At 55.7% G+C, this 22529-nt stretch carries 15 protein-coding genes; 9 read left to right on the top strand and 6 right to left on the bottom strand.

Annotated elements, in window-relative coordinates; genetic code table 11:
• The first annotated feature begins 300 nt into the window (after window positions 1–300).
• The 3 genes from VM554_11780 to VM554_11770 all read left to right on the top strand — a co-directional run bounded on the left by VM554_11780 (window position 301) and on the right by VM554_11770 (window position 7515).
• Window positions 301–3732, top strand: a complete 3432-nt coding sequence (locus VM554_11780) for a TonB-dependent receptor (protein HVJ09053.1) — start codon at window positions 301–303, stop codon at window positions 3730–3732.
• 148 nt (window positions 3733–3880) lie between these two features.
• Window positions 3881–5053 carry a tetratricopeptide repeat protein gene (locus VM554_11775; protein HVJ09052.1) on the top strand — a complete coding sequence of 391 codons (1173 nt, stop codon included), beginning with the start codon at window positions 3881–3883 and terminating at the stop codon, window positions 5051–5053.
• Window positions 5054–5307: 254 nt separating this feature from the next.
• Window positions 5308–7515: a GH92 family glycosyl hydrolase gene (locus VM554_11770; protein HVJ09051.1), complete on the top strand. Its 2208-nt coding sequence runs from the start codon at window positions 5308–5310 to the stop codon at window positions 7513–7515.
• 7 nt (window positions 7516–7522) lie between these two features.
• Here the strand turns inward: VM554_11770 and VM554_11765 are convergent, their stop codons facing one another.
• Both VM554_11765 and VM554_11760 read right to left on the bottom strand, forming a co-directional pair.
• Window positions 7523–8908, bottom strand: coding sequence for a nicotinate phosphoribosyltransferase (locus VM554_11765; GenBank protein HVJ09050.1), 1386 nt, complete (start codon window positions 8906–8908; stop codon window positions 7523–7525).
• Window positions 8909–9222: 314 nt separating this feature from the next.
• Window positions 9223–9882 (bottom strand): hypothetical protein, encoded by a 660-nt coding sequence (locus VM554_11760; GenBank protein ID HVJ09049.1) that lies wholly within the window; start codon window positions 9880–9882, stop codon window positions 9223–9225.
• A 278-nt stretch (window positions 9883–10160) separates the two neighbouring features.
• Here VM554_11760 and VM554_11755 point away from each other — a divergent pair, with 278 nt between their 5' ends.
• Window positions 10161–11588 (top strand): RNase adapter RapZ, encoded by a 1428-nt coding sequence (locus tag VM554_11755; protein ID HVJ09048.1) that lies wholly within the window; start codon window positions 10161–10163, stop codon window positions 11586–11588.
• A complete protein-coding gene (locus tag VM554_11750) occupies window positions 11585–12334 on the top strand; it encodes a nucleotidyltransferase family protein (GenBank protein HVJ09047.1) in 750 nt (249 codons plus the stop codon). Before VM554_11755 ends, VM554_11750 begins: the two co-directional genes overlap by 4 nt.
• An 82-nt stretch (window positions 12335–12416) precedes the next feature.
• On the opposite strand, the gene VM554_11745 is transcribed toward VM554_11750, so the two are convergent.
• Together VM554_11745 and VM554_11740 are read right to left on the bottom strand one after the other, a co-directional pair.
• Complete coding sequence (locus tag VM554_11745) at window positions 12417–14348, bottom strand: alpha-L-arabinofuranosidase C-terminal domain-containing protein (GenBank protein HVJ09046.1); 1932 nt, start codon at window positions 14346–14348, stop codon at window positions 12417–12419.
• Window positions 14349–14475: 127 nt separating this feature from the next.
• A complete protein-coding gene (locus VM554_11740; protein HVJ09045.1) occupies window positions 14476–15342 on the bottom strand; it encodes a fumarylacetoacetate hydrolase family protein in 867 nt (288 codons plus the stop codon).
• A 240-nt stretch (window positions 15343–15582) separates the two neighbouring features.
• Here VM554_11740 and VM554_11735 point away from each other — a divergent pair, with 240 nt between their 5' ends.
• The 3 genes from VM554_11735 (at window position 15583) to VM554_11725 (ending at window position 19115) form a co-directional block, all read left to right on the top strand.
• Window positions 15583–17670, top strand: a complete 2088-nt coding sequence (locus VM554_11735; GenBank protein HVJ09044.1) for an alpha-galactosidase — start codon at window positions 15583–15585, stop codon at window positions 17668–17670.
• 199 nt (window positions 17671–17869) lie between these two features.
• Window positions 17870–18598, top strand: a complete 729-nt coding sequence (locus VM554_11730) for a haloacid dehalogenase-like hydrolase (protein ID HVJ09043.1) — start codon at window positions 17870–17872, stop codon at window positions 18596–18598.
• A gap of 76 nt (window positions 18599–18674) precedes the next feature.
• Window positions 18675–19115 (top strand): (deoxy)nucleoside triphosphate pyrophosphohydrolase, encoded by a 441-nt coding sequence (locus VM554_11725; GenBank protein ID HVJ09042.1) that lies wholly within the window; start codon window positions 18675–18677, stop codon window positions 19113–19115.
• A 59-nt stretch (window positions 19116–19174) separates the two neighbouring features.
• Here VM554_11725 and VM554_11720 read toward each other — a convergent pair whose 3' ends face one another.
• On the bottom strand, window positions 19175–20425 hold the full coding sequence (locus tag VM554_11720) for an Nramp family divalent metal transporter (protein HVJ09041.1): 1251 nt from the start codon (window positions 20423–20425) through the stop codon (window positions 19175–19177).
• The gene (locus VM554_11715) at window positions 20422–21687 is read right to left on the bottom strand and encodes a CBS domain-containing protein (protein ID HVJ09040.1); all 1266 of its coding nucleotides are present in this window, start codon (window positions 21685–21687) and stop codon (window positions 20422–20424) included. The genes VM554_11720 and VM554_11715 overlap by 4 nt, the downstream gene beginning before the upstream one ends.
• A gap of 401 nt (window positions 21688–22088) precedes the next feature.
• Between VM554_11715 and VM554_11710 the strand changes: the two genes are divergently transcribed.
• Entirely contained in the window at window positions 22089–22529 is a 441-nt protein-coding gene (locus VM554_11710) for an ATP-binding protein (GenBank protein HVJ09039.1), read from the top strand.

Below are 22529 nucleotides of genomic sequence, written 5' to 3'. Positions count from 1 at the left end.
GGATTTGACAACAAACGATTTAAGGCAGTACACAAGCGAGGCAGGATGGGAACTTGATTCTCATGGGATGCAGATATTAAAGACCAGAGAGACAGAGGTGGAAGTGACATAAGCCTGTCAGCTCAATAGCTTGAGAGGTCGCGTTCTAAGGAGCCTAGGATGATGCAAACTAAGGTGGCAATTTCGCGGTGTTGCATTGGGGGCGGTTTTACACGAGGGGCACTGATTGTATCGTGCTTCCTTTTCATACTCCTCACATTTCTCCAGCCTTTGGGCGCATTTGGACAATACAAGGCCACTTTGCAAGGGACGGTTACGGACACCCAGGGAGCGGTGGTTCCCGGCGCTACGCTTTCGCTCGTCGATAAAGAGACAAATCGAACATTGAACGCGACGAGCGGCACTGGGGGAGAGTTTATTTTTAACCAGTTGGCTCCCAGCAGCTACAAGCTGTCGGTGTCGCATGCAGGCTTCAAGACTATGGTGCAGGATAACGTCCAGATCATTGCAGAACAGGCCAACGCGCTGAACGTTCAGCTCGAAGTGGGAGGAGCCACCGAGACTGTAACCGTGAATGCTGCGGACAAACCGATGATCGATACGGAGACGGGACAGATCAGCGGCACGATTTCGCAGGAAGGTATTTCCAAACTTCCGTCTTATGGGCGCGATGTGTTTCAACTGGTGCAGCTTGCACCGGGCGTATTCGGGGACGGTGCCCAAGGCAAGGGTGGCGGCACCTCACAACAACCCGGCAATCAGGGGCCAGGGGGTTCAGGCGCGAGCGGGGGCGTATTTGCTACAGAGAATCGACCGCAGGTATCGGGAAATGGTGGCAGGACGGACCAGAACAACATCACGCTGGATGGCGTAAGCATCAATAGTGTGACATGGGCCGGCGCCGCAGTTGTAACTCCGAGCGAAGACTCCATCAAGGAGATGAAGGTTATTGCGAACGGTTATGATGCGCAATATGGCCGCACCGGTGCTACGCAGATACAAGCTATCTCGCAGAATGGTACGAATCAATTCCACGGTACAGCATTCTTTAAATTCGATAGACCCGGTCTGAACGCTTTCCAGCGTTATTCACCTGACAACAACCCAGTACGAAACACATCGAGGTTTAACCAGATTGGTGGGACAGTGGGTGGGCCTATCTGGCGAGACCACATCTTCGCTTTTTTCTCCTATGAGACGATCCGCAACAGCTCCACCAGCACGGGCGACGGCTGGTATGACACCGCGGGCTTTGACAAGTTAGGACCATCCGGAAGTACTTCCGCGAAGTACCTGACGCTGAAGGGTGCGGGTGCCAGTTACAGTAAGATTCTGGAGGGCCCAGGTGACAAGCACACCTGCGCCGACGTTGGACTTGTACAGGGGCTCACTTGTAACTTTATTGCCGGGGCAGGTCTTGATCTTGGCAGGCCACTTACAGGTGTCCCGCTGGGTAAGCACGATCCTTCGTTCGTGAGCAGTTCACAGCCAGGACTAGGCGGCGACGGCACGGGGAGCCCTGCCAACTTCGACGGTATAGCCGATCTGTTCTTTGTCGCTACCGTAAGTCCTTTCAGTCAAACTTCGCAGCAGTTCAATGGGCGCCTGGATTTCCAGGTCACCTCCAATGACCTCGTAGCCTTCAGCATCTACTACGTTCCACAGGACACTCATAATTTCAACGGCCCGTCACGGCCATCCAACTTCTTTAATCACAGTCAGACCAACAATGCCACGACAGTACTCTGGAACCATACTTTTGGCCCGACTCTGTTGAACGAAGTGCGCGTGGATGCTGCTGGCTGGAGATGGAATGAGATTGCGAGCAATCCTCAAACTCCGTATGGATTACCTGTGAGCAAGCTCCAGACATTTAGCGGAGCTCGCACCCTCGGAAGTATCGATCCAAATACCATTTCTCAATTTGGTCCAAATGTCGGGAGTGTTTTCGACCAGTGGACTTATAGCCTTAAAGACACGGTAACGAAGGTTATCAGCAGTCATAGCCTGAAGTTTGGCGGAGAAGGGATCAAGCTTCAATATCTGGATGAGCCGACATGGGAGGCGCAACCCACATACTACTTTAATAACTTGTGGGATTTCATTAATGATGCGCCGGCATCGGAGAGTGCTACGGTCGATCCGAGAACGGGAATCCCGTCAACCTTCCGCAAAGACACACGGCAGACATTGGCGGACTTCTTTGTACAAGACGACTGGAAGGTAAAGCCAAATCTAACCGTGAACCTTGGCTTACGCTGGGAGTACTTTGGAGGCCTGACCGAGAAGAAGGGGAATCTATCTAATCTGCGCCTCGGCTCTGGATCGAGCATTCTCTCTGGGATTGCATTCAAGCTCGGTGGCAACCAGGTCGATGCTCCTAAGGGGAACTTCGGTCCGCAGATAGGATTTGCCTGGAGTCCCGGAAGCCTTAACAACAAATTAGTTGTGCGCGGAGGCTTTGGCATGGGCTATACGGGGCTGGAGGCCGCGATCCTGACAAATACGCGCTTCAATCCGCCATTCATCACCTCAAGCGGATTACTAACAGGTTCGCAGATAGTCTATGGAACTGCATCAAATCTGTATCAACTCGGGGCTCTTCCAGCGAATCCTAACTTAATCACTACCTTTGACTCGTCTAACTTGCCAACGGCTTCCGGGGTATCACTCAACGTGACGGGGATACCTCGCAACCTGCCCACTACGTACAACTATCGCTACTCACTGCAGACGCAATATGATGTTGGGCACCAATGGGTAGCCACGCTCGGATATCAAGGGAGCCTTGGACGACATCTTCCATTGCAGGTGAATCTGAATGCGGTTTATGCCGGGAATGTGCTTGCAGGTCAGGTGATGTATAACCCCCGGTTGAACTATATTGACTGGTACGAAAATACTGGAGCATCGAACTTCAACGCGCTGATGGCGGAGATGCATCATCAGTTCGCACATACTTATGAAGTGGATGCGCAATACCGTTGGAGTAAGAGCATGGATGATGGCTCCGGGCCATTTACTATTTCCGACTACTCCTTCCTGCCGGGATATAACTATGGTCCTTCCGACTATGACGTGCGTAACATGTTCAAGCTGTGGGGACTATGGTCGCCAGTAATTTTCCGGGGCAGCCATAGCTGGATGGAAAAGGTTCTCGGTGGTTGGACCTTGAGCGGCATTTTGAATTGGCACTCCGGATTTCCCTGGAACCCCAAGTATCTGGGACTCGCCTGTAACGCGGTTATCCCGAACAGCGGTAACTGTGACTTGCGTCCCGCCAAATATCTGGGTGGCGCCGGTACCAGCCAAGGCACAGATACCTTCAAGAAGAGCAACGGAAATTTTCCGAAGTCAACCTCGGCTTCGGGTGCTGACAACGTCTACTTCACCAAGCTTCCTGTGGTTCAAAACAACAGCTCCTGGCCGCTGCCCAACGGAAATGCGCCAACCCCGACGGCTCTTCCGTTCTTACCGGGCATTCAGCGTAATTCGTTTAATGGACCACGTTACTTTGATATAGACGCGACCGGGACCAAAGCATTCGGCTTACCCCGAATGCCGGTTCTAGGCGAAAGCGCGCGGTTCGAAATTCGCGCGAATGCGTATAACCTCTTTAACCAACTCAACCTCTTGACTCCAGATCCGGGTATTACCAATGCCCACTTCGGGCGCGCTACGACGGTGCTCGGTTCGCGCACGATCGAGCTTGAAGCTCACTTCAAGTTCTGATTTTCCGCTGAATGCGCCGGCCTAATCAGAAGGCCGGCGCAGGTCAGCAAATTCGCGTTACTCTGACGGGGAACGAGGGTGAAGTGTTAGCTTCGTAACCTTGACATCGAACCCAGGGATGATCTTGCTCAGGAAACCGATAGTACTGGTGGTAATTCTCTCGTGCGGGCTGCTGAGTTACGGACAGGTATCTAAAACTCGTTCCGAAGGAAGTTTTGCCATTCTCTCCGCGCGAGCTGCAGCCGCGCGGGATGCCAATCAACTTGATGAAGCGATCGGGCTGTATAAGCGTGCCCTTGTCCTTAAGGCAAACTGGGCGGAAGGCTGGTGGTCGCTTGCAACCCTCTACTATGATCGCGGGGAGTATGCTCCGGCTGCGAAGGCATTTCAGCGCCTGCTTGTGCTTAGCCCGCAGAGTGGTACGGCCCAACTGATGCTTGGGTTGTGCCAATACGAATTGGGAGACCTGGACAACGCGCAACGTCATTTTCAGCAGGCCAGGAAGATCGGCATTCAGGATGATCCCAAGCTATGGCACGTCTTGATGTATCACGAGAGCATGATCCTGGTTCACAAGGCGAAGTATGAATCCGCCATCGAATCTCTGCACCGTCTCTCAAAGCTGGGAGTGAGCAGTGAGGACATCGATCTGGCTTACGGAATGTGCGTCCTGCTGATGAAGCCCTCCGAGCTTCCGCCTGCTGGCTCGACGGAGCGCGCGGTTGTGGTGCGAGTTGGACATGCAGAAGCTATGGACTCCCGGGAAACGCATGACACGGCTAAGAAACTCTACAAAGAAGCGGTAGAGGCCACGCCTGCGTTTCCTAACATCCACTATGCTTATGGCCGGTTTCTGCTGACGATTCAGGAACCCGATGAAGCGCTTCCGCAATTTGCAGAGGAACTGAAGCTTCAGCCGAACCACGTGCGTGCACGCTTGCAGATCGCGGCTATCCACTATCGGACCGATTCTGCGACGGGCATTCCCTATGCACGCGAGGCAGTAAGGCTTGCGCCCGACTTTCCCTTCGCACACTATTTGCTGGGATTGCTATATCTGGATAGTGGCGATGCTGCCTCGGCGATCCCGGAGCTTGAGACCGCAAAAGCCATGGTGCCCATTGAGCCGCGTTTTTATTTTTCGCTGGCACGGGCCTATGCAAAGGTCGGACGAAAGAAAGAAGCGGAGGAGACTCGTGCTGCCTTCGTGCGACTGAGCCAGCCAGCGGGTGCGGATGCATCTTCGTCCGCGGGGAAGGCTACCCCGGACAGCCACGGCAGCGGGCTCTACCGTCTCGACGCGGATACGCCTCAGAGATAATCTTTGTCGGTCTTGATTTGTAGCGTGGCTTAAATCGGAGTATTGACATGAATGATAGGGTCTCTGGCCTATTGGCAGAGGCCCTTCTTTTTTGCAGTGATTTGCAGATCTCTCCGGATTGAGCGACCAGGCTAGCCACTCAAGCTTATGATGGGATTTCCGCTGGGAGGAGTGAAAGTATTTCAGCACTCCAGTTGCGAGACGTTGCCACCAGCGGCGGAAGGATGACGATGCACCGGATATGTCGAGTTGGAATGGCTGTACTTGGTGTGTGCTGTTTTAACGCAGCGGCCATGGCGCAAGTTGCGCAGTATGTGGATCCGATGCTCGGCGTGGATGGAGGCGGGAATACCTTTCCGGGACCGACGATGCCTTTCGGAATGGCAAAGCCGGGTCCGGATATGGGGGGAAGAGGGAATGGCGCAAATGCGGGATGGGCAGCGGAGGGCGAGATTCTCGGCTTTAGCCAGACGCACGTCAGCGGTACTGGGGGTGGAGCGAAGTACGGAAATATTTTGATTCAGCCCACGATTGGCAAGCCGGTCGCCAGCGGGTATGAATCGTCGCGCGAGAGGGAAGAGAGCAGCATTGGGTTCTATCGCGTCACGTTGAAGAAGTATCCGGTCGATGTTGAAATCACGGCAACGCGGCATACATCGCTCTACCGCCTTACCTATCCGGAGACACGGCAGGCAAACATTCTTTTCGATGCGGGGCATTGCCTTAGCTCGGGCAGGAAGTCGGGAGAGGGCCAAGCTATCACCGCCTCCCAGGTAACGGTTGTGTCTTCGACGGAGGTGACCGGGCAAAGCAGCGTGACCGGAGGATGGAATAAGCAGCCGAACTCCTACACGGTGTACTTCTATGCGAAGAGTGATACACCAGCACGGTCATGGGGTACATGGCGCGACAAGGATCTGCATCCAGGTGTAAGGCGCGCAGAGGCCGGTGCGAATTCTGGAACGGGTGCATGGCTGACCTTTCCAACGACGAAGGGACAGCAGGTGCGGTTGAAGGTTGGCATATCGTTTGTGAGCAAGGAACAGGCAAAGCGCAACGCGACCATAGAGGTAGCTGGCTTCGACTTTGAAGCAACCCGCGCCTCTGCAGTTGCGGAGTGGAATCAAGTGTTGGGTGCCATTGAACTGCAGGGCGAGACACCAGCACAGGCGCAGATGTTCTATACCGCGCTGTACCACACGATGCTGATGCCCGTGGATCGAACCGGCGAGAATCCGCTATGGCAATCAACGGAACCCTACTACGACGACTATTACGCTATCTGGGATACGTTTCGCACATCGAGCCCCCTGCTGACTCTGATTGCGCCGGAGCGAGAGACGAGGATTGTGCGAGCGTTGGTGGATCTCTACCGGCACGAGAGATGGTTGCCGGATGCGCGCAGCGGGAACTACAACGGTCGTACGCAAGGTGGAAGCAACGCAGAGTTTGTGCTGACCGATGCATATCTAAAAGGCTTGAAAGGGATCGACTGGAATACCGCGTATGCGGCGGAAGTAAAGGATGCGGAGGTTTCGCCAGCAGACCAGCTTAAGGAGGGACGCGGGGGATTGGCGGGATGGCGCGACCTGGGTTACGTGACGCTTGAAGAGGTAGATCGTCCCGGATCCAAGCAGATGGAATATGCAGCGAACGATTATGAGATTGCGCTGCTGGCGAAGGGGCTGGGAAAAACGACAGACTACGCCAAGTATCTGAAGCGCTCAGGGAATTGGGAAAATCTGTGGGATTCGCACTTTGAAGACGGCGGCTTCCAGGGATTCATCCGGCCAAGGCATCGCGATGGCAGCTGGCTGACGCCATTTACTGCCATCGAGGGTTGCAGTTGGGGCGGCAAGACATTCTATGAGGGTAATTCCTGGACTTACTCTCTCTTTGTGCCACAGAACGTGGCGCGGCTTATCGAGAAGTCAGGTGGGGCACAGAGATTCGTGAACAGGCTGGACGCATTCTTCACTGTTCCGGGACCCTACGACGTTGGCAACGAGCCAGGATTTCTGAGCCCCTATCTTTACATCTGGGCCGGACGGCATGACAAGGCTGCGGAGCGGGTGCGGGAGATTCTCGCGGTGAGTTTTCATGCAGGACGGAAGGGCCTGCCCGGCAATGACGATTCAGGCGCGATGTCATCGTGGTACGCCTTTGGGCTGATAGGTATTTTCCCCAACGCAGGGCAGGATGTGTACCTGATTGGAAGCCCGAGTCTTCCGCAGACAACGCTGCACCTGGCGGACGATAAGAGATTCGTGATTGAAACGAAGAATGTATCTGCCACAAACAAATATGTAACCGCGGCAGAACTAAATGGGGAACCGCTGAATCGTGCCTGGCTGCGGCACGCGGAGATCGCGGGTGGTGGTCGGTTGGTGCTTACTATGTCGGCCGCGCCGGGAACGTGGCCAACGGGTGAGCTGCCGCCATCCGCGCCGGCTATTCATTGAGGTTCCGTCAGACTTCTACGGGAATGTTCTCGACTCCCATCGTGCCGAATACACGCCGGTAGCGTTCGATCTCCTCGGGCTCGCCCGTGGATTTGGCGTAGTTATCGGAGAGTTTCACGGCCGGATGTCCATCCGCAGCAGTCATCTTGCAGATGAGACTGATGGGTTCGAAGCCTCGGTTCCCATCAGGATCGCACCCGCGAAAGTCGTTCGTGAGCAAGGTTCCCCAACCAGCGCTGAAGCGAATTCTTCTTCCGGGCGACCACTTTGCCGGGTCATGAAAATCGGCAGCGGAGCGGAAATCTGCCGGTGTTGCTCCGGGCTGTATCGTTCCGGAGAAGTAAGCGTGCAGGCCGAGGATCACATCTACATCGAGCCCATCCGACGCAATGATGAGCTTATTCTGCGGATCGCGTCCTCTCTGTTGCAGCCATTGGATATATTCATCGCCGGCGATGTACGGGTTCTTGCTGTCAATACGCTGTCCTGTCCAATCCGCGGCCCAGGCCGGCGCATCTTTGAGAAATTGCGTTGTGCCAAAGGTGTCAGGCAGCATAATCAGCAACTCGCCCTGATAGGTCTTCTGCCACAACTCCAGCACGCGGTATTGAGATGCCTTAAGTGCGTCGTCATCCGGAGCCATCGCGGCCAGCGCCATCGGAATTTCATGCGCGTTGGTACCGATGGCTTCCATATCGTGCTTGTAGGCGAGGTAAGTATTCGAAGTTCCGGTAAAGTTTTCTCCGAGTGCTTTGCGGCATACGTTGACGGCGTACTCCTGCCATAAAAAGCTATGCCTGCGTCGTGTTCCAAAGTCCGCCATCTTCAGGTTTGGAACCCCGCGCAGGCGCTCCATCTTCTCCCACAACCTGGTCTTCGCACGTGCATAAAAGACATCGAGAGAAATCTCGGACATGCCTTTGAAGCTGGCCCTGGTTCGCAACTCACCCAGGATTGAGAGACCGTAGATCTCCCACATGGTGGTGTCGGTCCACAGGCCATCAAATTTCAAAAGAAACTGGCCGTCCTTGATCGAGACTTCATAATCAGACAGGCGAAAATCGTCCTCCAGCCATGCAAGAAATGCGGGTTCGAAGATGCCCCGGACTCCGTAAAAGGTGTTTCCAGCGAGCCAGATCAACTCGGACTTGCGGAAGCGTAATTGGCGAGCCTGCTCAAGCTGGGCCACTACTTCCTCAAGCGAGATGCGATCCGCGAGTCTGACGTTGGAGGTACGGTTGATCAACTCAAACGTCGCCCTTGTGCGGGGGAAATGCTTCCAGATGAACTGGAGCATAAGCAACTTGTAGAAATCAGTGTCAAGCAGGGACCGTGTGACCGGGTCCAGGTTCCAGTTATGGTTATGTGCCCGTTCGGCAAAGTTCACGATCACCGTGAATATCCCCCTAATACCATATTGCTCTCTGTAGTGTGGTTTGCGCGAGTAAGGAAGGACGCCGCCACCGGCTGCAACGAAGCATCCGCTGACAAGGAAGGTTTGGCGCTTCCGTGCGAGCATACGGTTACAAGCGGCGGCCATGTGCGCTGCTTGCGAGTTGAGCCCTTGCTATTGAAAACTATGCGCGGACAGCCTCTACATCGATTTTGATCTTCACTTCATCTCCGACCATCCATGTATAGGCATGGTTTGGTGCGACCAGTGTTGTCGTTCGATTCGGTACTCGGCTAGCCTGTTTCAGCTTATTGCTAATACATCCAACTGCAGTCGCGAATAAAATCTGTCGTTTCGGATCGCTGCCATTTTCCATTGACTTTCTCGACCGCGAAGACTCCGCCGCTTCCGCAGTGGACGCCACAGCTCTTTGCTACAGAGACCAGCGCACGGGTGTGGGTGTGGTCGAATGCGGGAATTCCCAGCAGGCGCACGTAGCGGAGCGTCTTGTATTTCTCGCATTGCGCATCGCTCGAATGCGCTGCTAAACATTGCTGGGCCACAGATACTTCGCGCTGGGGTAGTAGCTGATAGCCCTGGGGAATGGAGAATTTTTGTTCCCAGTGATGCCTCTGGCGATTGCCCGCATCGAAACCGTCCACCATCTCGTGTTCCGCAGGGGTCGTTGGTTTCAGGCAGGTTCCGTCCACCTGTGGAATATCCGTCCAAGACTCATCCGCGAATGCTAACGGTTCATCCATAGGGGCCTTATAGAGATCGGAATAGACCTCATAGGAGTCAGCGGGGGCTTCGCCGCCTCCAGGCTCGTTAAGAGGCATGGTGAGAGACAGATCTGTAGGCGGTTTGACCGCGGGAATCTTGGGGTGGCGAGGCGAGCTGAACCGAACCCAAAGCAATGCTGCCGCGATGGCCACCAGAACTAAGCGTAATCCCAGACGCCAGGAGAACTGCATTTTCAAGACCCCACGTTGACGATATCGAGTGGCAGTGGAAGTATCAACCAACTGCTTCTAATTACTTAGCAAGGATATGCAAGCATCAGGGATCTTTCAATTGCAGGAAAGGCTGTCTTAGGCAGGCTCCCGGCTGCAAAGAAGTTTGCGCTACACTTTGGATGAGCTACGAAGGCATATTGTAAAGAGGGTCACCCCCCTCTGCAGTGCCTGCGTGCATCTCCATTCAAGGATCCGCGGGTAGTTCATTCCTCCGATTCGCTGGAAACTCATATTTTATGGATGTTCTGAAAAGGCTTTTCGAGAAGCATTTCACCCTGCCGGTGGAGCAGGTACAACCGCTGCAGGGGCAACTCGGCGGTTCGGGGCGGAAGATCATCCGGCTCAAGAATGGCTCTGTCAGTGCTATCGGAGTTCTGTATGACGTAAGGGAAGAGAACGTTGCCTTTCTTGAGTTTTCCAGACACTTTCGCCGCTATGGTTTGCCCGTGCCGGAGATTTATATCGAGGATCTGAGCCAGGGCGCGTACCTCGAAGAAGACCTGGGGGACACCACTTTATTTGAGTTTTTATCGCGGAACCGCAACGGCGAAATCATTGCTCCGGAGGCCGTAGAAGCCTATCGCAGGGTTGTGGAGGTTTTGCCGCGCTTTCAAGTCGAGGCAGGGCGCGATCTGAATTACAAGGTATGCTATCCGCGAGCCAGCTTCGATCGCCAGTCGATCGCCTGGGATTTGAACTACTTCAAGTATTACTTCCTACGGCTCGCAGGCATCGCCTTCAATGAGCAAGCGCTGGAAGATGACTTCAGCCGCTTAACGAAGTTCCTGTTAAGCGCGGATCACGACTACTTTCTCTATCGCGATTTCCAGTCGCGCAATGTGATGCTGCGAGACGGGTCTCCGTTCTTTGTGGATTATCAAGGGGGGCGTCGCGGAGCTTTGCAGTATGACATTGCATCTCTGCTCTATGACGCCAAAGCGGATTTGCCACCAGCCCTTCGACAGCAATTACTCGATCACTACCTGGATACGTTATCTGGTTTTCTTGATCTGGATCGCGAAAAGTTCATGCGGTACTACTATGCCTACGTCTACGTGCGAATCATGCAGGCGCTGGGTGCCTATGGATTTCGTGGCTTCTATGAGCGCAAATCTCATTTTTTGCAGAGCGTTCCGTATGCGCTCAACAATCTGCGCTGGCTGCTCGACTATGTGCAACTCCCGATCGCTCTTCCGGCGCTGATGGCAGCTTTCAGGGGCATGCTGGCATCGGAGAAATTGCAGGATCTGGCCACTCCGGCAGCAAGTATTACGGTACGGATTTTCAGCTTCTCCTTTCACCGTGGCTTGCCAAAGGATGATACGGGACATGGAGGGGGATTCGTATTCGATGCGCGGAGTCTCCCGAATCCTGGCCGTGAGGCACGTTTTAAGAAGTTGACTGGCAGAGACTCAGCGGTCATCGACTACTTGAATGAGCAGGAAAGCGTGCACCAGTATCTCGATCATGCTTTTTCATTGGTAGACGCCAGCGTAAGCAATTATCAGCGCCGCGGCTTCAAGAATCTTATGGTCTCGTTCGGTTGCACCGGCGGGCAGCATCGATCCGTTTATCTGGCAGAACGGCTGGCGAAGCATTTGCAGGGTAGCAGCGGGGTGGAGGTACTTTTGCAGCATCGTGAACAGGAGAACTGGCCGAGATGAAAGCAATGATTCTTGCTGCTGGTCTGGGCACGCGCTTGCGGCCTCTCACGGATTCCCGTCCCAAGGCGCTGGTGGAAGTTGCTGGACGAACCATGCTGGAGATTACGCTGCTTCGCCTGCGCGAGTTTGGAGTTCGCGAGGTGATCGTAAATGTGCATTACTTCGCTGACATGATTGTCGAGTATCTCGAAAAGAATAAGAACTTCGGCATGCGGATCGAAATCTCCCGCGAAGAGACTCTGCTGGATACTGGCGGCGGCTTGAAAAGAGCTGCAGGTTTTTTTCTTGAGGATTCGAAAGATGCCGGGCGGCCATTCCTATTGCATAATGTAGACGTCTTGAGCACGATTGATCTGCAGCGGATGACGCAATTTCACAAGGAAGCGGATGCGCTGGCCACGCTGGCGGTACAGGATCGTGAGACCTCCCGCTACCTGCTATTCGATGAACAGATGCGGCTTTGCGGCCGGCGATCGGGGCGGGACGGGACGACGGAGCTGGTTCGACGGGCGCAGCGGACACAGGCGCGCGCGTTCTCTGGGGTTCATATTCTCTCGCCGCGCATTTTTTCGAGAATGGACGAGGGAATCTTCTCCATCATTTCGACGTACCTGCACTTGGCAGGAGAGGGGGAAAAGATTCTTGCGTTTGACGCCAATGAATATTATTGGCGCGATCTTGGCAGGCCGGATAGTGTGCTGCAGGCCGCGCGCGATCTGCAACAGATACCTTCGTTACAGATGTAGCCGTCGCGACTGACCGGCACAATCCCGCTGAGAGAGCCGTGGATTTGTGCCAGTCAGCAACAAACCGGATGCTACGGAGAAGCTATTTCACCGACAATTCCAGTACCTGGATGGAGTAGCCCGGAATGACGTGATGGAAGTCTGCCCCGGCTGTTTTGAGGGTGCTTTGGATCGGAACAATCCGCGTTGGGTCGGAGATGGAATTTGTCTCCTCCGTGGTGTGTGCGCTCAAACTCACGAGGGTTGCAGTGGGCTTTACCTGCGTCGCTCCGGCCAGCTTGATCTCAAGCGGCTGAGGTATTGACGACCCATTGACTAGCTTCAGGATCAACAATCCCCTGGCCGGATCATGGGTTACGGAATAGAAGATGCGTGGTCCGGCACCGTCAAGCCTGGAGTCGAGAACCTCGGTTCCAATGTGACTGCCGAACATGACCTGCGCATAGTAACTCGGCGAGCCGTAGCTGGTGAGCGCATCATAGCCGATGAGGTCGGATTCCCACTGCATGCCACCCGGGTTGACGTTGACCAGCAGGGGCGCATAGCTAGCCATGACGATGATGTCGCTGTTCCGTTCCATGCCGGTCATCCACGCAGCGTCGCCAAGAGCAGCGCCAAAGTTGGGCGTGGGAGAACCTTCGCGCGTTGCCCACTCGCCAACAAAGATCTTGGGTCCGTTGCGGTCGGTTTTGTCATAGTGGTGCACGTCGTCGTAGAACTCGACAGCGTGCTTGTAATAGTGGTCATCGATCACGTCCGGAGTGATGCCCTTGACGGGAGTGGTCGCGATCAATTGCAGGCTGGGGTATTGCTTTTTGATGGCTTTGTAGAATTGTGCGTAGCGCTCATCGTAGCTGCCAGACTTATCAAACCAGTCTTCATTTCCGATCTCTACATAGGTAAGAGGGAACGGTTGAGGATGACCATTCTTTGCTCGGACGGCTCCCCACGTGGTGCTGGTGCTACCCGTGACGTATTCGATTTCGTCGAGCGCATCCTGTACGTACGGTTGAAGGTCAGTTCCGGGATTGACATGCTCGCCCATGAGCGAGTAACCGGCGTACACCGCCAGCACAGGTTGGATGCGAAGGTCTTCGCACCACTCAAGAAATTCCAGCAGACCCATTCCATCCGAAGAATGGTAGTTCCAGGGGCTTGGGTGAGTTGGACGGTCGACCAGCGGGCCGATGGTCTTCTTCCAGTCATACCGCTCAGAGATGTGGTTGCCTTCAAGATAATTCCCGCCAGGAAGGCGCAGGAAGGTTGGCTTCATGGCCGCCATCTTTTCCATCAGGTCGATGCGATTGCCATTCTGGCGATTGTGATACGTCGGAGGGAAGAGCGAAACAAGATCGAACCAGACGCTGCCGGGGTGCTCCACAGAAAGCAGGAGATGGTAGGCGGAAGAGGTAGCCACCTCACCAGTCTTAAGTTCAAAATCGTACTTCTTCCACTCGCTTGCAGGCGCGGGCACGACGGCAGATGCGGCCACGCGGCCCGTGTCGTTGCTGACCAGGCTCACGGTAATGGAACCCACGGAGGCACTGTCGGCCTTGGCGTAAAGGGATCCCTGGAAGGTTGTGCGCGCTCGGACAGGAAATCCCCAGAAGCCGTCATTTTCAACGCCTGCGGGGTTCCCGGCATCCGCTTTACGAACAATGAGCTTCAAGCTGTTGGTGAGAGCCGCACTGGGGCCGTTCGCTTTGTCCAGTTCGATCGATGCCAGGGAATCTCCCTTTTGTACGACAAGCCAGTGCGGTGGTCCCATCCAACTCTTCTCGCTTAGAGAGCGGTTGCTGACCAATTCCCCGTAGAGGCCGCCATCGTAGGAGTAGTTGATCTCCTCTGTCATCAGGCCATAGAGCATGGGGCTGACTTTGGCGGTGGGCTTTTGCAGATGGACTTCCAGCAGAGCCGTATTCTGGGAGGCGGGAACCTGTTGAGCATAGAGCGCCGCAGCGAGCGGCAGGCATAGCAGGACAGCAGATCGAGAGAGGGCATGCTGCCAGGACATAGACGCGATCCTCCGTGGGAAACGTTTTCCGGGAGCAATTGTATAGGAAAGATACGAGATTGGGCGGGAAGAAAACGATCAGCCCGAGTGCTGCAGGGGAGCTGCTGCTGACGGGAGGTGCGGTCGCTTAGCTGAGAGGCTCCGCCATGCAGACCTGCCTTTGTGAGCCAAGGCCATCGATGGAGAGTTCGACTATGTCGCCAGCTTTGAGAAATTGTGGTGGCTTCATGCCCATCCCTACACCTGGCGGCGTGCCAGTCGAAATCAGATCGCCGGCCTCAAGAGTCATAAATTGTGAGATGTAATAGACCAGCGTGTATACATCAAAGATCATTGTGCCGGTATTTCCGCTCTGCCGTCTTTCTCCATTGACCGAAAGCGACATCGCCAGGGATCGCACATCGGGAATCTCTTCGGGAGTGATCAGTGCGGGCCCCAGCGGATTGAAGGTATCGCAGCTCTTGCCCTTCGTCCATTGGCCTCCGCGCTCTAATTGAAATTCCCGCTCAGAGACGTCGTGCGACACACAATAACCAGCGATATAGTCTGGCGCTTCAACGACGCTGTTCAAGTACCGTGCATCCTTCCCGATGATTATGCCCAGCTCGACCTCCCAGTCTGTCTTGGTGCTGCGCCGGGGAATCAGTATGTTGTCGTAGGGGCCGACCACGGTATTCGAGCCCTTCATGAAAAGAATGGGTTCTTTGGGCAGGGCCATTCCAGCCTCGGCTGCGTGGTCTGAGTAATTCAGACCGACGCAGATCACCTTTCCGGGACGAGCGACAGGAGAGCCGTGGCGCACGGCTTCGTCCACGACGGCAAATTGAGACGGGTCCGTCTGAGCCAGCAGGTCCGAGAGTGCGGCCAAACCTCTTCGCCGAAAAAACGTCGGATTCCAGTCTTCGAAGTGTCCAGAGAGATCGATCCGCCTGCCGTCGTCGGTGAGCAAGCCCGGGCGCTCCTCATTCAAATTGCCAAAGCGAATCAGCTTCATCTACAAATCCTTCCTTGACGCAGCTCAGTGTGCGGATTGTGGCAAAGCCTCCCCGACGGCCGGGACAGATCTATTAGTATCGACGGGGAGCGGTGAAAGCAAATTCTTTGTTGTTTTCGAAGGGCCGACCCGTTCAATGTTTGACTCCGAGGGACGGGTATGTATCGACGAGTAATTAGGTGTTGCTTATGGATCGTTTGTCTCGGCTGGGCGGGTGCTGCTTTCGGACAGATTTCTGCGATGCTCCAGACCCAGCAGACTACTTTGCAACTGGCAGCCGGCGAGCATGCTCCTCGCGTTGTCAGCTTGAAAACTGGTCGATCCGCAGCATGGATCAATGGAGCTTCCGAAACCCCGATCGCGTTCGTGGATATGGATGGCCGCTCTGTGCCGTTGCAATGGAGGCTCAATCGCGGCGCCAGTCACTCGGATCCTCAGCACGTCGTCTTTGTGTACGAATCCGCTTCTCCTCACTTGCGTCTTTCGTGGGAGTGGAAGGCTGCAGCCGCGAGCGGCCCAATTGAGCACAGCATCCATATAGAAAATCTCAGCACACGAGAGATTCAAATTCCCTTGCAGGATAGTTTTCGCTTCGAGTGGCACGTGGGGCCAGGAGTTGCGCTCGAACATCTCTACGTCGATAAGGGGGCGGGGAAGCCATCTGCGATCGGGACGCATCACTTGGCGGTTCCGGTTGGCTATCGGTGGAAGGGAACATCGAGTTCCTATGCGAGAGATGGTGAGACCGAAATCATTCCCTGGTTCATGGTGGAACGTGCCAGCAGTTCCGGGGATGGGTGGTATGTCGGGGTGGAGTTCAGTGGGCGTACGCGGTTGAGTCTGCAGAGGGAGGGCAACTTCATCCGGGGAGCGGCGGGTTTGAATCCGGATCCCGGTCCATTCCGCACGCGGCTGTTGCCAAGCGAGAGCTTTGATGCGCCGACTGTATTTGTCGGCGGATTCAGCGGCGGTCGCGACGGATTAGGAAACGTTCTGCGCCCCTGGGTGCGGCAGGTTCTAACGAATCCGGTGACATGGCAGGACCCGCATTATCCGTTGCTGACGAACAATAGTTGGGGCAGCGGAATGCAAGTGAACGAAGAGTTATCGCATCGCATGATCCGGGACTCGGCAGAGTTGGGGCTGGAGATGTTTCACCTCGATGCAGGGTGGTTTCGCGGAGTAGGCGACTGGTATCCGGACGAGAAGAAGTTTCCGCATGGCCTTGCTGCTCTTTCGGAGGAGGCTCATAAGAGCGGTCTCAAGTTTGGCATCTGGGTGGACTGGGCGCAGGCAGGGGTCAGCACTGAAGCCGAAGCTTTGAATGTGCACAATCCAAAGACTCGAGACTGGCTGGTGGCCGATGCGCCTGCCGACTGGAAGCCGGATGAATTTGTAGGGAGAACGACGGATCTCGGTTTGCCTGCGGCCCGGGATTACGCGCAGCGCGAGGTCATGCGCATCGTGCGCGAGTATCGCCTGGATATGCTCGAACACGATGGCTATGTGGTGGCGAAAAACTGTGCCCGCAGCGATCATCCTCATATGGCGCAGGCCCCGCCGTCGATGTCGAGCGTGAATGGCAGCGGCATCAACATGCCGGATACAGCGAACTCGACCGACGTAAACTACCACGCGGTGCGAGCCTACTACGACATCTATTCGCATCTGCGACGAGAGCATCCTGAACTGCTGCTGGAGATCTGCAACGATGGCGGGCGCATGGTGGACTTTGGCAGTGCAGCACACGGCGACTATTTTTCCATTACGGACTCCTATGATCCGCTGTCGAACCGGCAGGCTTTCTATGACACAAGCCAGGTTTTGCCGGCGGCCATGTTGGAGGACTATGTGCAAAAATGGCCGACTCCAACCATCGAAAATTTCCGGTACATGCTGCGCAGCGGGATGATGGGTTGGTTGACCATTATGCAGGATACGAACGCCTGGACGCCGTCCCAGCATGACACCGCCAAGCAGGAGTTTGCTCTTTACAAGAATGAATTGCGGCCATTGATCCGCGATGCAAATCTGTACCACATCTCTCAGCGGCCGGATGGCGTTCACTGGGATGGCATTGAGTATTTCGACCCGCGGCGGGGAGATGGAGTCGTATATGCGTTTCGCGGGTCCGGTCCGGATGAGGATCGCCACTCCTTTGTTCTGCAGGGGCTTCGTCCGGATCGTAGATACAGCCTCCGCTTTCAAGACCACACCTCGGCAGACAGAACGGCCACTGGTGCCGAACTCCTGCAGCACGGGTTGGGTGTGAGCCTGCCAGAAGGCAACAGTTCGGAGTTGATCCATCTACGGGAACTGGCGGATTAGAATGCCTGCGCTTTAGCTGGGATCGTCGGAAGGTTGCGGGTAGGGAAATATTGCGTTCCCGTGAATCGCAGCGGAATTGCTGAGAGGGTATTTTGCCGTCAGCCCGATTTATGGCACGTTATCGTGCAAAAAGCCTTCTCATCCTTCACAATGGAGGTAGGGCCAAAATCGGCTCGAAGCCAAGAGGAGCAGCACCGTTGTGATCAGCGTTCAAAATACAGGGGTCGTTCAGCTCTCAGATGCGGAATTACTAGACACCACGCTTGCGATGAAGCCGGCAGTGGCGGTTTTTGATTGTGATGGCACGTTGTGGAGCGGCGACGCAGGCTACGGCTTCATGGTGTGGTCGCTCGACCAGGGGCTGGTTTCAAGAAATGCCAGCGACTGGATCGATTCGCGCTACCGCCTATACCGCAGCGGCGGGGTCTCCGAGTTGGAAATGTGCGGAGAGATGGTGCAGATTTACGCCGGGCTGCGCGAGGAGGAGATTCGCAGGGCCGCCGCCGAGTATTTCCGCACGCATATCGGAGACGACATCTTTCCGACGATGCGCATCGTGGTCGAAAGGCTACGCTCGCTGGGAACCGCGATCTGGGCTGTGAGCTCTACCAACAACTGGGTGATCGAAGAGGGAATGAAGGTGTTTCAGATTCCTCCGGAGCGGATCCTGGCAGCTCGCGTAAAGGTAAAAGATGGCATCATCACCAGCGACCTTATGGATGTCCCAACGGACGAAGGAAAGCAGCTTGCGCTGGAAAGGGCCGGGATTTCCGATCCTGATGCGGTCTTCGGAAACTCGATCCATGACGTAGCCATGCTGCGAATTGCCAAACATCCGTTCGCGGTAAATCCGAGCGTGGAACTGGTGCAGGTTGCGACGAGCAGCGGCTGGCCCGTCTTTTACCCCGCGTCGGCTTCTAAGGGTTAACGCGCTGGTGCCACTGGACGAAAACAGAAAGGCCCCGAGGCTAGGGAAGAATCTGTTGAGCGTCTAAAATAGTGACGTGCAAGACAACGAGACACATAACGGCTATGCAGTTGGCAACAAGCAGGTTCGCCTGGTGGTTGCCGCACTGATCCTGCGTGAGGACCGGGTACTTGTCTGCCAGCGGCGCCCCGACCAGCCAATGGCGCTCAAGTGGGAGTTCCCCGGCGGAAAGATTGAAGCGGGAGAGAGCCCGGAGCAGGCCCTGAAGCGGGAACTAGAAGAGGAACTGGGCATTGACGCCACAATTGGCGAACGCATCATCCAGCTACGGCATACTTACCGCAGCGGTGGCGCGGTGGATCTTCAGTTCTTCGCGGTCCGCAATTTTGCGGGCGAGCTGACGAACCGAATCTTTCATGACTTGCGCTGGTGCCAGCTGAAGGATCTGCCCTCGTATGACTTTCTAGCGGCGGATCGAAGCTTGATTCGCGATCTGGCGGCTGGAAAGCTTCTCTAAGAATGGGTGCTGTTGCCCCACTACGCCACTAAGCTGACAACAATTTCCAAGTCCTATTCTTAGGTTCCGGCCGCCGTGAACAGCATGGCGATGGACAGTCCAATGACGATGATGGCTGTGAGCCAGGCAATCGCGTTGAACCATTTGGAATTGACGTGCTCGCCCATCAGGTCTTTACGGTTAATCAGCATCAGCATCAGAATGATGACGACCGGAAGCAGAACGCCGTTCAGCACCTGCGACAAGATGACGATCTTGACCATCGGAAAATTCGGGATGAGAACGATAGCGGCGCCGCCCGCAATCAGCAGCGTATAGAGCCAGTAGAAGAAGGGAGCTTCCTTGAAGCTTTTGTCGACTCCTGATTCCAGTCCCAGCCCTTCGCAGACCGTGTAAGCCGTGGAGAGGGGAAGGATGGATGCCGCGAAGAGCGAGGCGTTGAAGAGCCCAAAGGCAAAGAGCAGGAAGGCGTATGGTCCCGCCAGGGGCTTCATGGCCTCAGCGGCATCGGCGGGAACCTGAATTGCGCCCAGACCATGCACAAACAGGGTTGCCGCGCATGCAACGATGATGAACCACGCCACGATATCGGTGAAAAAGCTGCCGACAATGACATCAAGCCTGCAGGCAGCATAACTGCGAATACTGATGCCCTTTTCCACGATCGATGCCTGCAGGTAGAACTGCATCCAGGGCGCAATGGTGGTTCCGATGACGCCAATCACCATGTAGACATACGTGCGCTCGTGCCACATCGTGCTGGGGGGAAGCTTGACAGTCGAGAGGATCGCCTCATGCCAGCTCGGTCCAGAGAGTACTCCAGCAAAGATATATGCGATATAGACAAGCGAGGCGACGAGAAAGATCTTTTCCGTGCTCTTGTAGTCGCCCTTGACGACGACGTACCACACCAGGGCCGCGCAGGCCGGGACGGACAGGTACTTGCTGACATGAAAGAGCTGCAGGCTTCCCGCAATGCCGGAGAACTCGGCTATGACATTGCCGAAGTTCACAATAACCAGCAGCACCATCACGATGAAGGTCACGCGAAGGCCGAATTCCTCGCGAATCAGGTCGGATAGGCCCTTGCCGGTAACGACGCCCATGCGGGCGCACATCTCCTGCACCACGATAAGGGCGAGGGTGATTGGCAGTATCGTCCAGAGCAGGGTATAACCGAACTGCGCACCTGCCTGAGAGTAGGTCAGGATGCCGCCAGCATCGTTGTCTACATTTGCGGTAATGAAGCCGGGGCCCAGCACCGCGAGGAAGAGTAGAAGTCTGACTTTCCAGCGTTTTAAAAAGGTCATTTTTCCTGCCGCAGAAATGCGATCACATGATCTGCCTGAATGACGCCCACCAGATGTTGCGCGCTGTCGAGCACGGGTAAGGCCTGCAGGTTGTATTTATCAAAGAGTTCGGCCACCTGGTTCTGTGGCAGGTCCGCATGGCAGGAGATGATCCTGGGATCGGTGAGTACTGCAAGACGTGTGTCCGGCTGCGCAACCACCAGGCGCCCCAGCGGTACGATTCCTTGCAGAACATTGCTTTCGTCAACGAGATATACCGCTGCCACGTTGTCCGGATCGCCATCAAAGGTTCGAAGCGCCTGCACGGCATCGGCTACGGTGGCTCCCGCAGGAACCGCCACGTAATCGGTCGTCATGCGCCCGGCCGCAGAGTCCTCGCGGAACTCGAGCAGTTCGGAGACCTCCTGGCGCTCCTCAGGCTCCATCTCCTTGAGGATGGCCTCGGACTTTTCGTCGGGAAGCTCACCCAGCAGGTCGGCGGCAGCACCGGGGTCCATCTCTTCGACGATATCGGCTACGTGACCGGAATCGAGGGACTCGATGAGCGACTTCTGCAGCTTAGGATCGACTTCTTCCAGAGCCTCTGCCGCCAGTTCTTCGTCGAGCGTGGTGAAGACTGCCTTGCGTTCCGCCGGGGCCAGATCCTCAAGGATATCGGCGATATCCGAAGGGTGCATCTGGGCGATATTGACGTGCTCAATCTTGAGCTTCACACGCCGGGCCGGGTCAACTTCAATTACATCAACCAGCTCCCAGGGGATAACGCGGGTGGCAAAGTGGCTGGAGAAGGACTCCAATGTGCTGCGCGGTACCAGGCCCTTGAGGAGTCGGCGTACTGCTCCGTCCAGGCCGACATCCACTCCGGAGACCCGCAGTGCCGGCGTTGCTCCATGCGAGAACCACTGCAAGTCGACATCATTTGCGCGAACCACCTTTCGGCCATGGACATCGACGATCTGACGGTCGACGATGTCCTGTTGCAGCCGGAGAAAATTTTCATCGCCACGCAGGGCGCGAAGTGCGTCGACATCGCGGAGTTCGAGCGCGCCGCTCGGCGTTTGCAGGATGTCCTTGACCTCTACCAGGCGATCTCCCTCACCGGTTCGAAGAATCAATCCGGCGATCCGGCCTGCCTCCGCACCGGTTTCCACGGCGATGTCCTTCAGGCGACCGCGCAGGCGACCATCCCGATCTGTCACGGGGGTTCCCAGCAGTGCCGTCAGGCTGGTCAGATTGGTCGGATTGGTCTGCTTAGCTCGCATCGCATCGGCCCCGGTTGCAGTCTAGCAGGTGACCGCCGTTCGCTGGGTGTGTTGGAGCGGATTCTTTGCCGACAGAACCGCAGGTATATTGATGAGGCGGCAGGCGAGGCAGCCAGTGGCCGCGAGGAGAGTTGCGAGCCATATATTTTTGTGATCAGAGTTACAAAATGCGGGAAATGAGGTTCAGGGCAGGGGCGGAGTGGACAGGTCGAATGGCCAGCCCACTGCTCACCGGATGCCCGGCTGGAACGCGGGAAGGAAGACTTTCCCGCGCTTCGCTGGCAGGCGCTAAACTTGACAGAACCAAAGGGCTCCAAGCAAACTGCGTGCATGTGGCAGTCGGCAAGCGTATCCAGGCGCAATCAAGGGATTCGCAAGCCACCGGCCTGAGGAACGAGTGAGTGACTGAAAGTCAAACAGGCCGGATCAACTACACTCTCGACTCTTCTTTGGACAGCGTAAACCGCGTTGAGCAGATCGCGGAACAGATGGCCAAGAGTGCCGGGCTGGAGGAAGATGAAGTCTTCCGGGTAGCCATGGCTGTTCGGGAGGCTGCCGTGAACGCTGTTTTGCACGGCAATTCCTATGATCCCGAAAAACATATCACCGTTTCCTTCGAGAATACTGGCCATTCACTCGTCATCAAGATCTGCGACCAGGGCCGCGGATTAGACCCGGCGACCCTCCCCGACCCGCTGGCGCCGGAAAATCTCCTACGCGGTACAGGTCGCGGTATCTTTCTCATTCATTCTTTTATGGATGAGGTACACTTCAGGCTACTGCATCCAGGGACCGAATTGACCCTGATCAAGCACCTTGGAACGTCTCAAGCAGGCATTTAA

The organism is Acidisarcina sp., assembly GCA_035539175.1.
In the GTDB taxonomy this organism is placed as follows: domain Bacteria; phylum Acidobacteriota; class Terriglobia; order Terriglobales; family Acidobacteriaceae; genus JANXZS01.
This window is presented reverse-complemented; position numbering and strand designations above follow the sequence as displayed.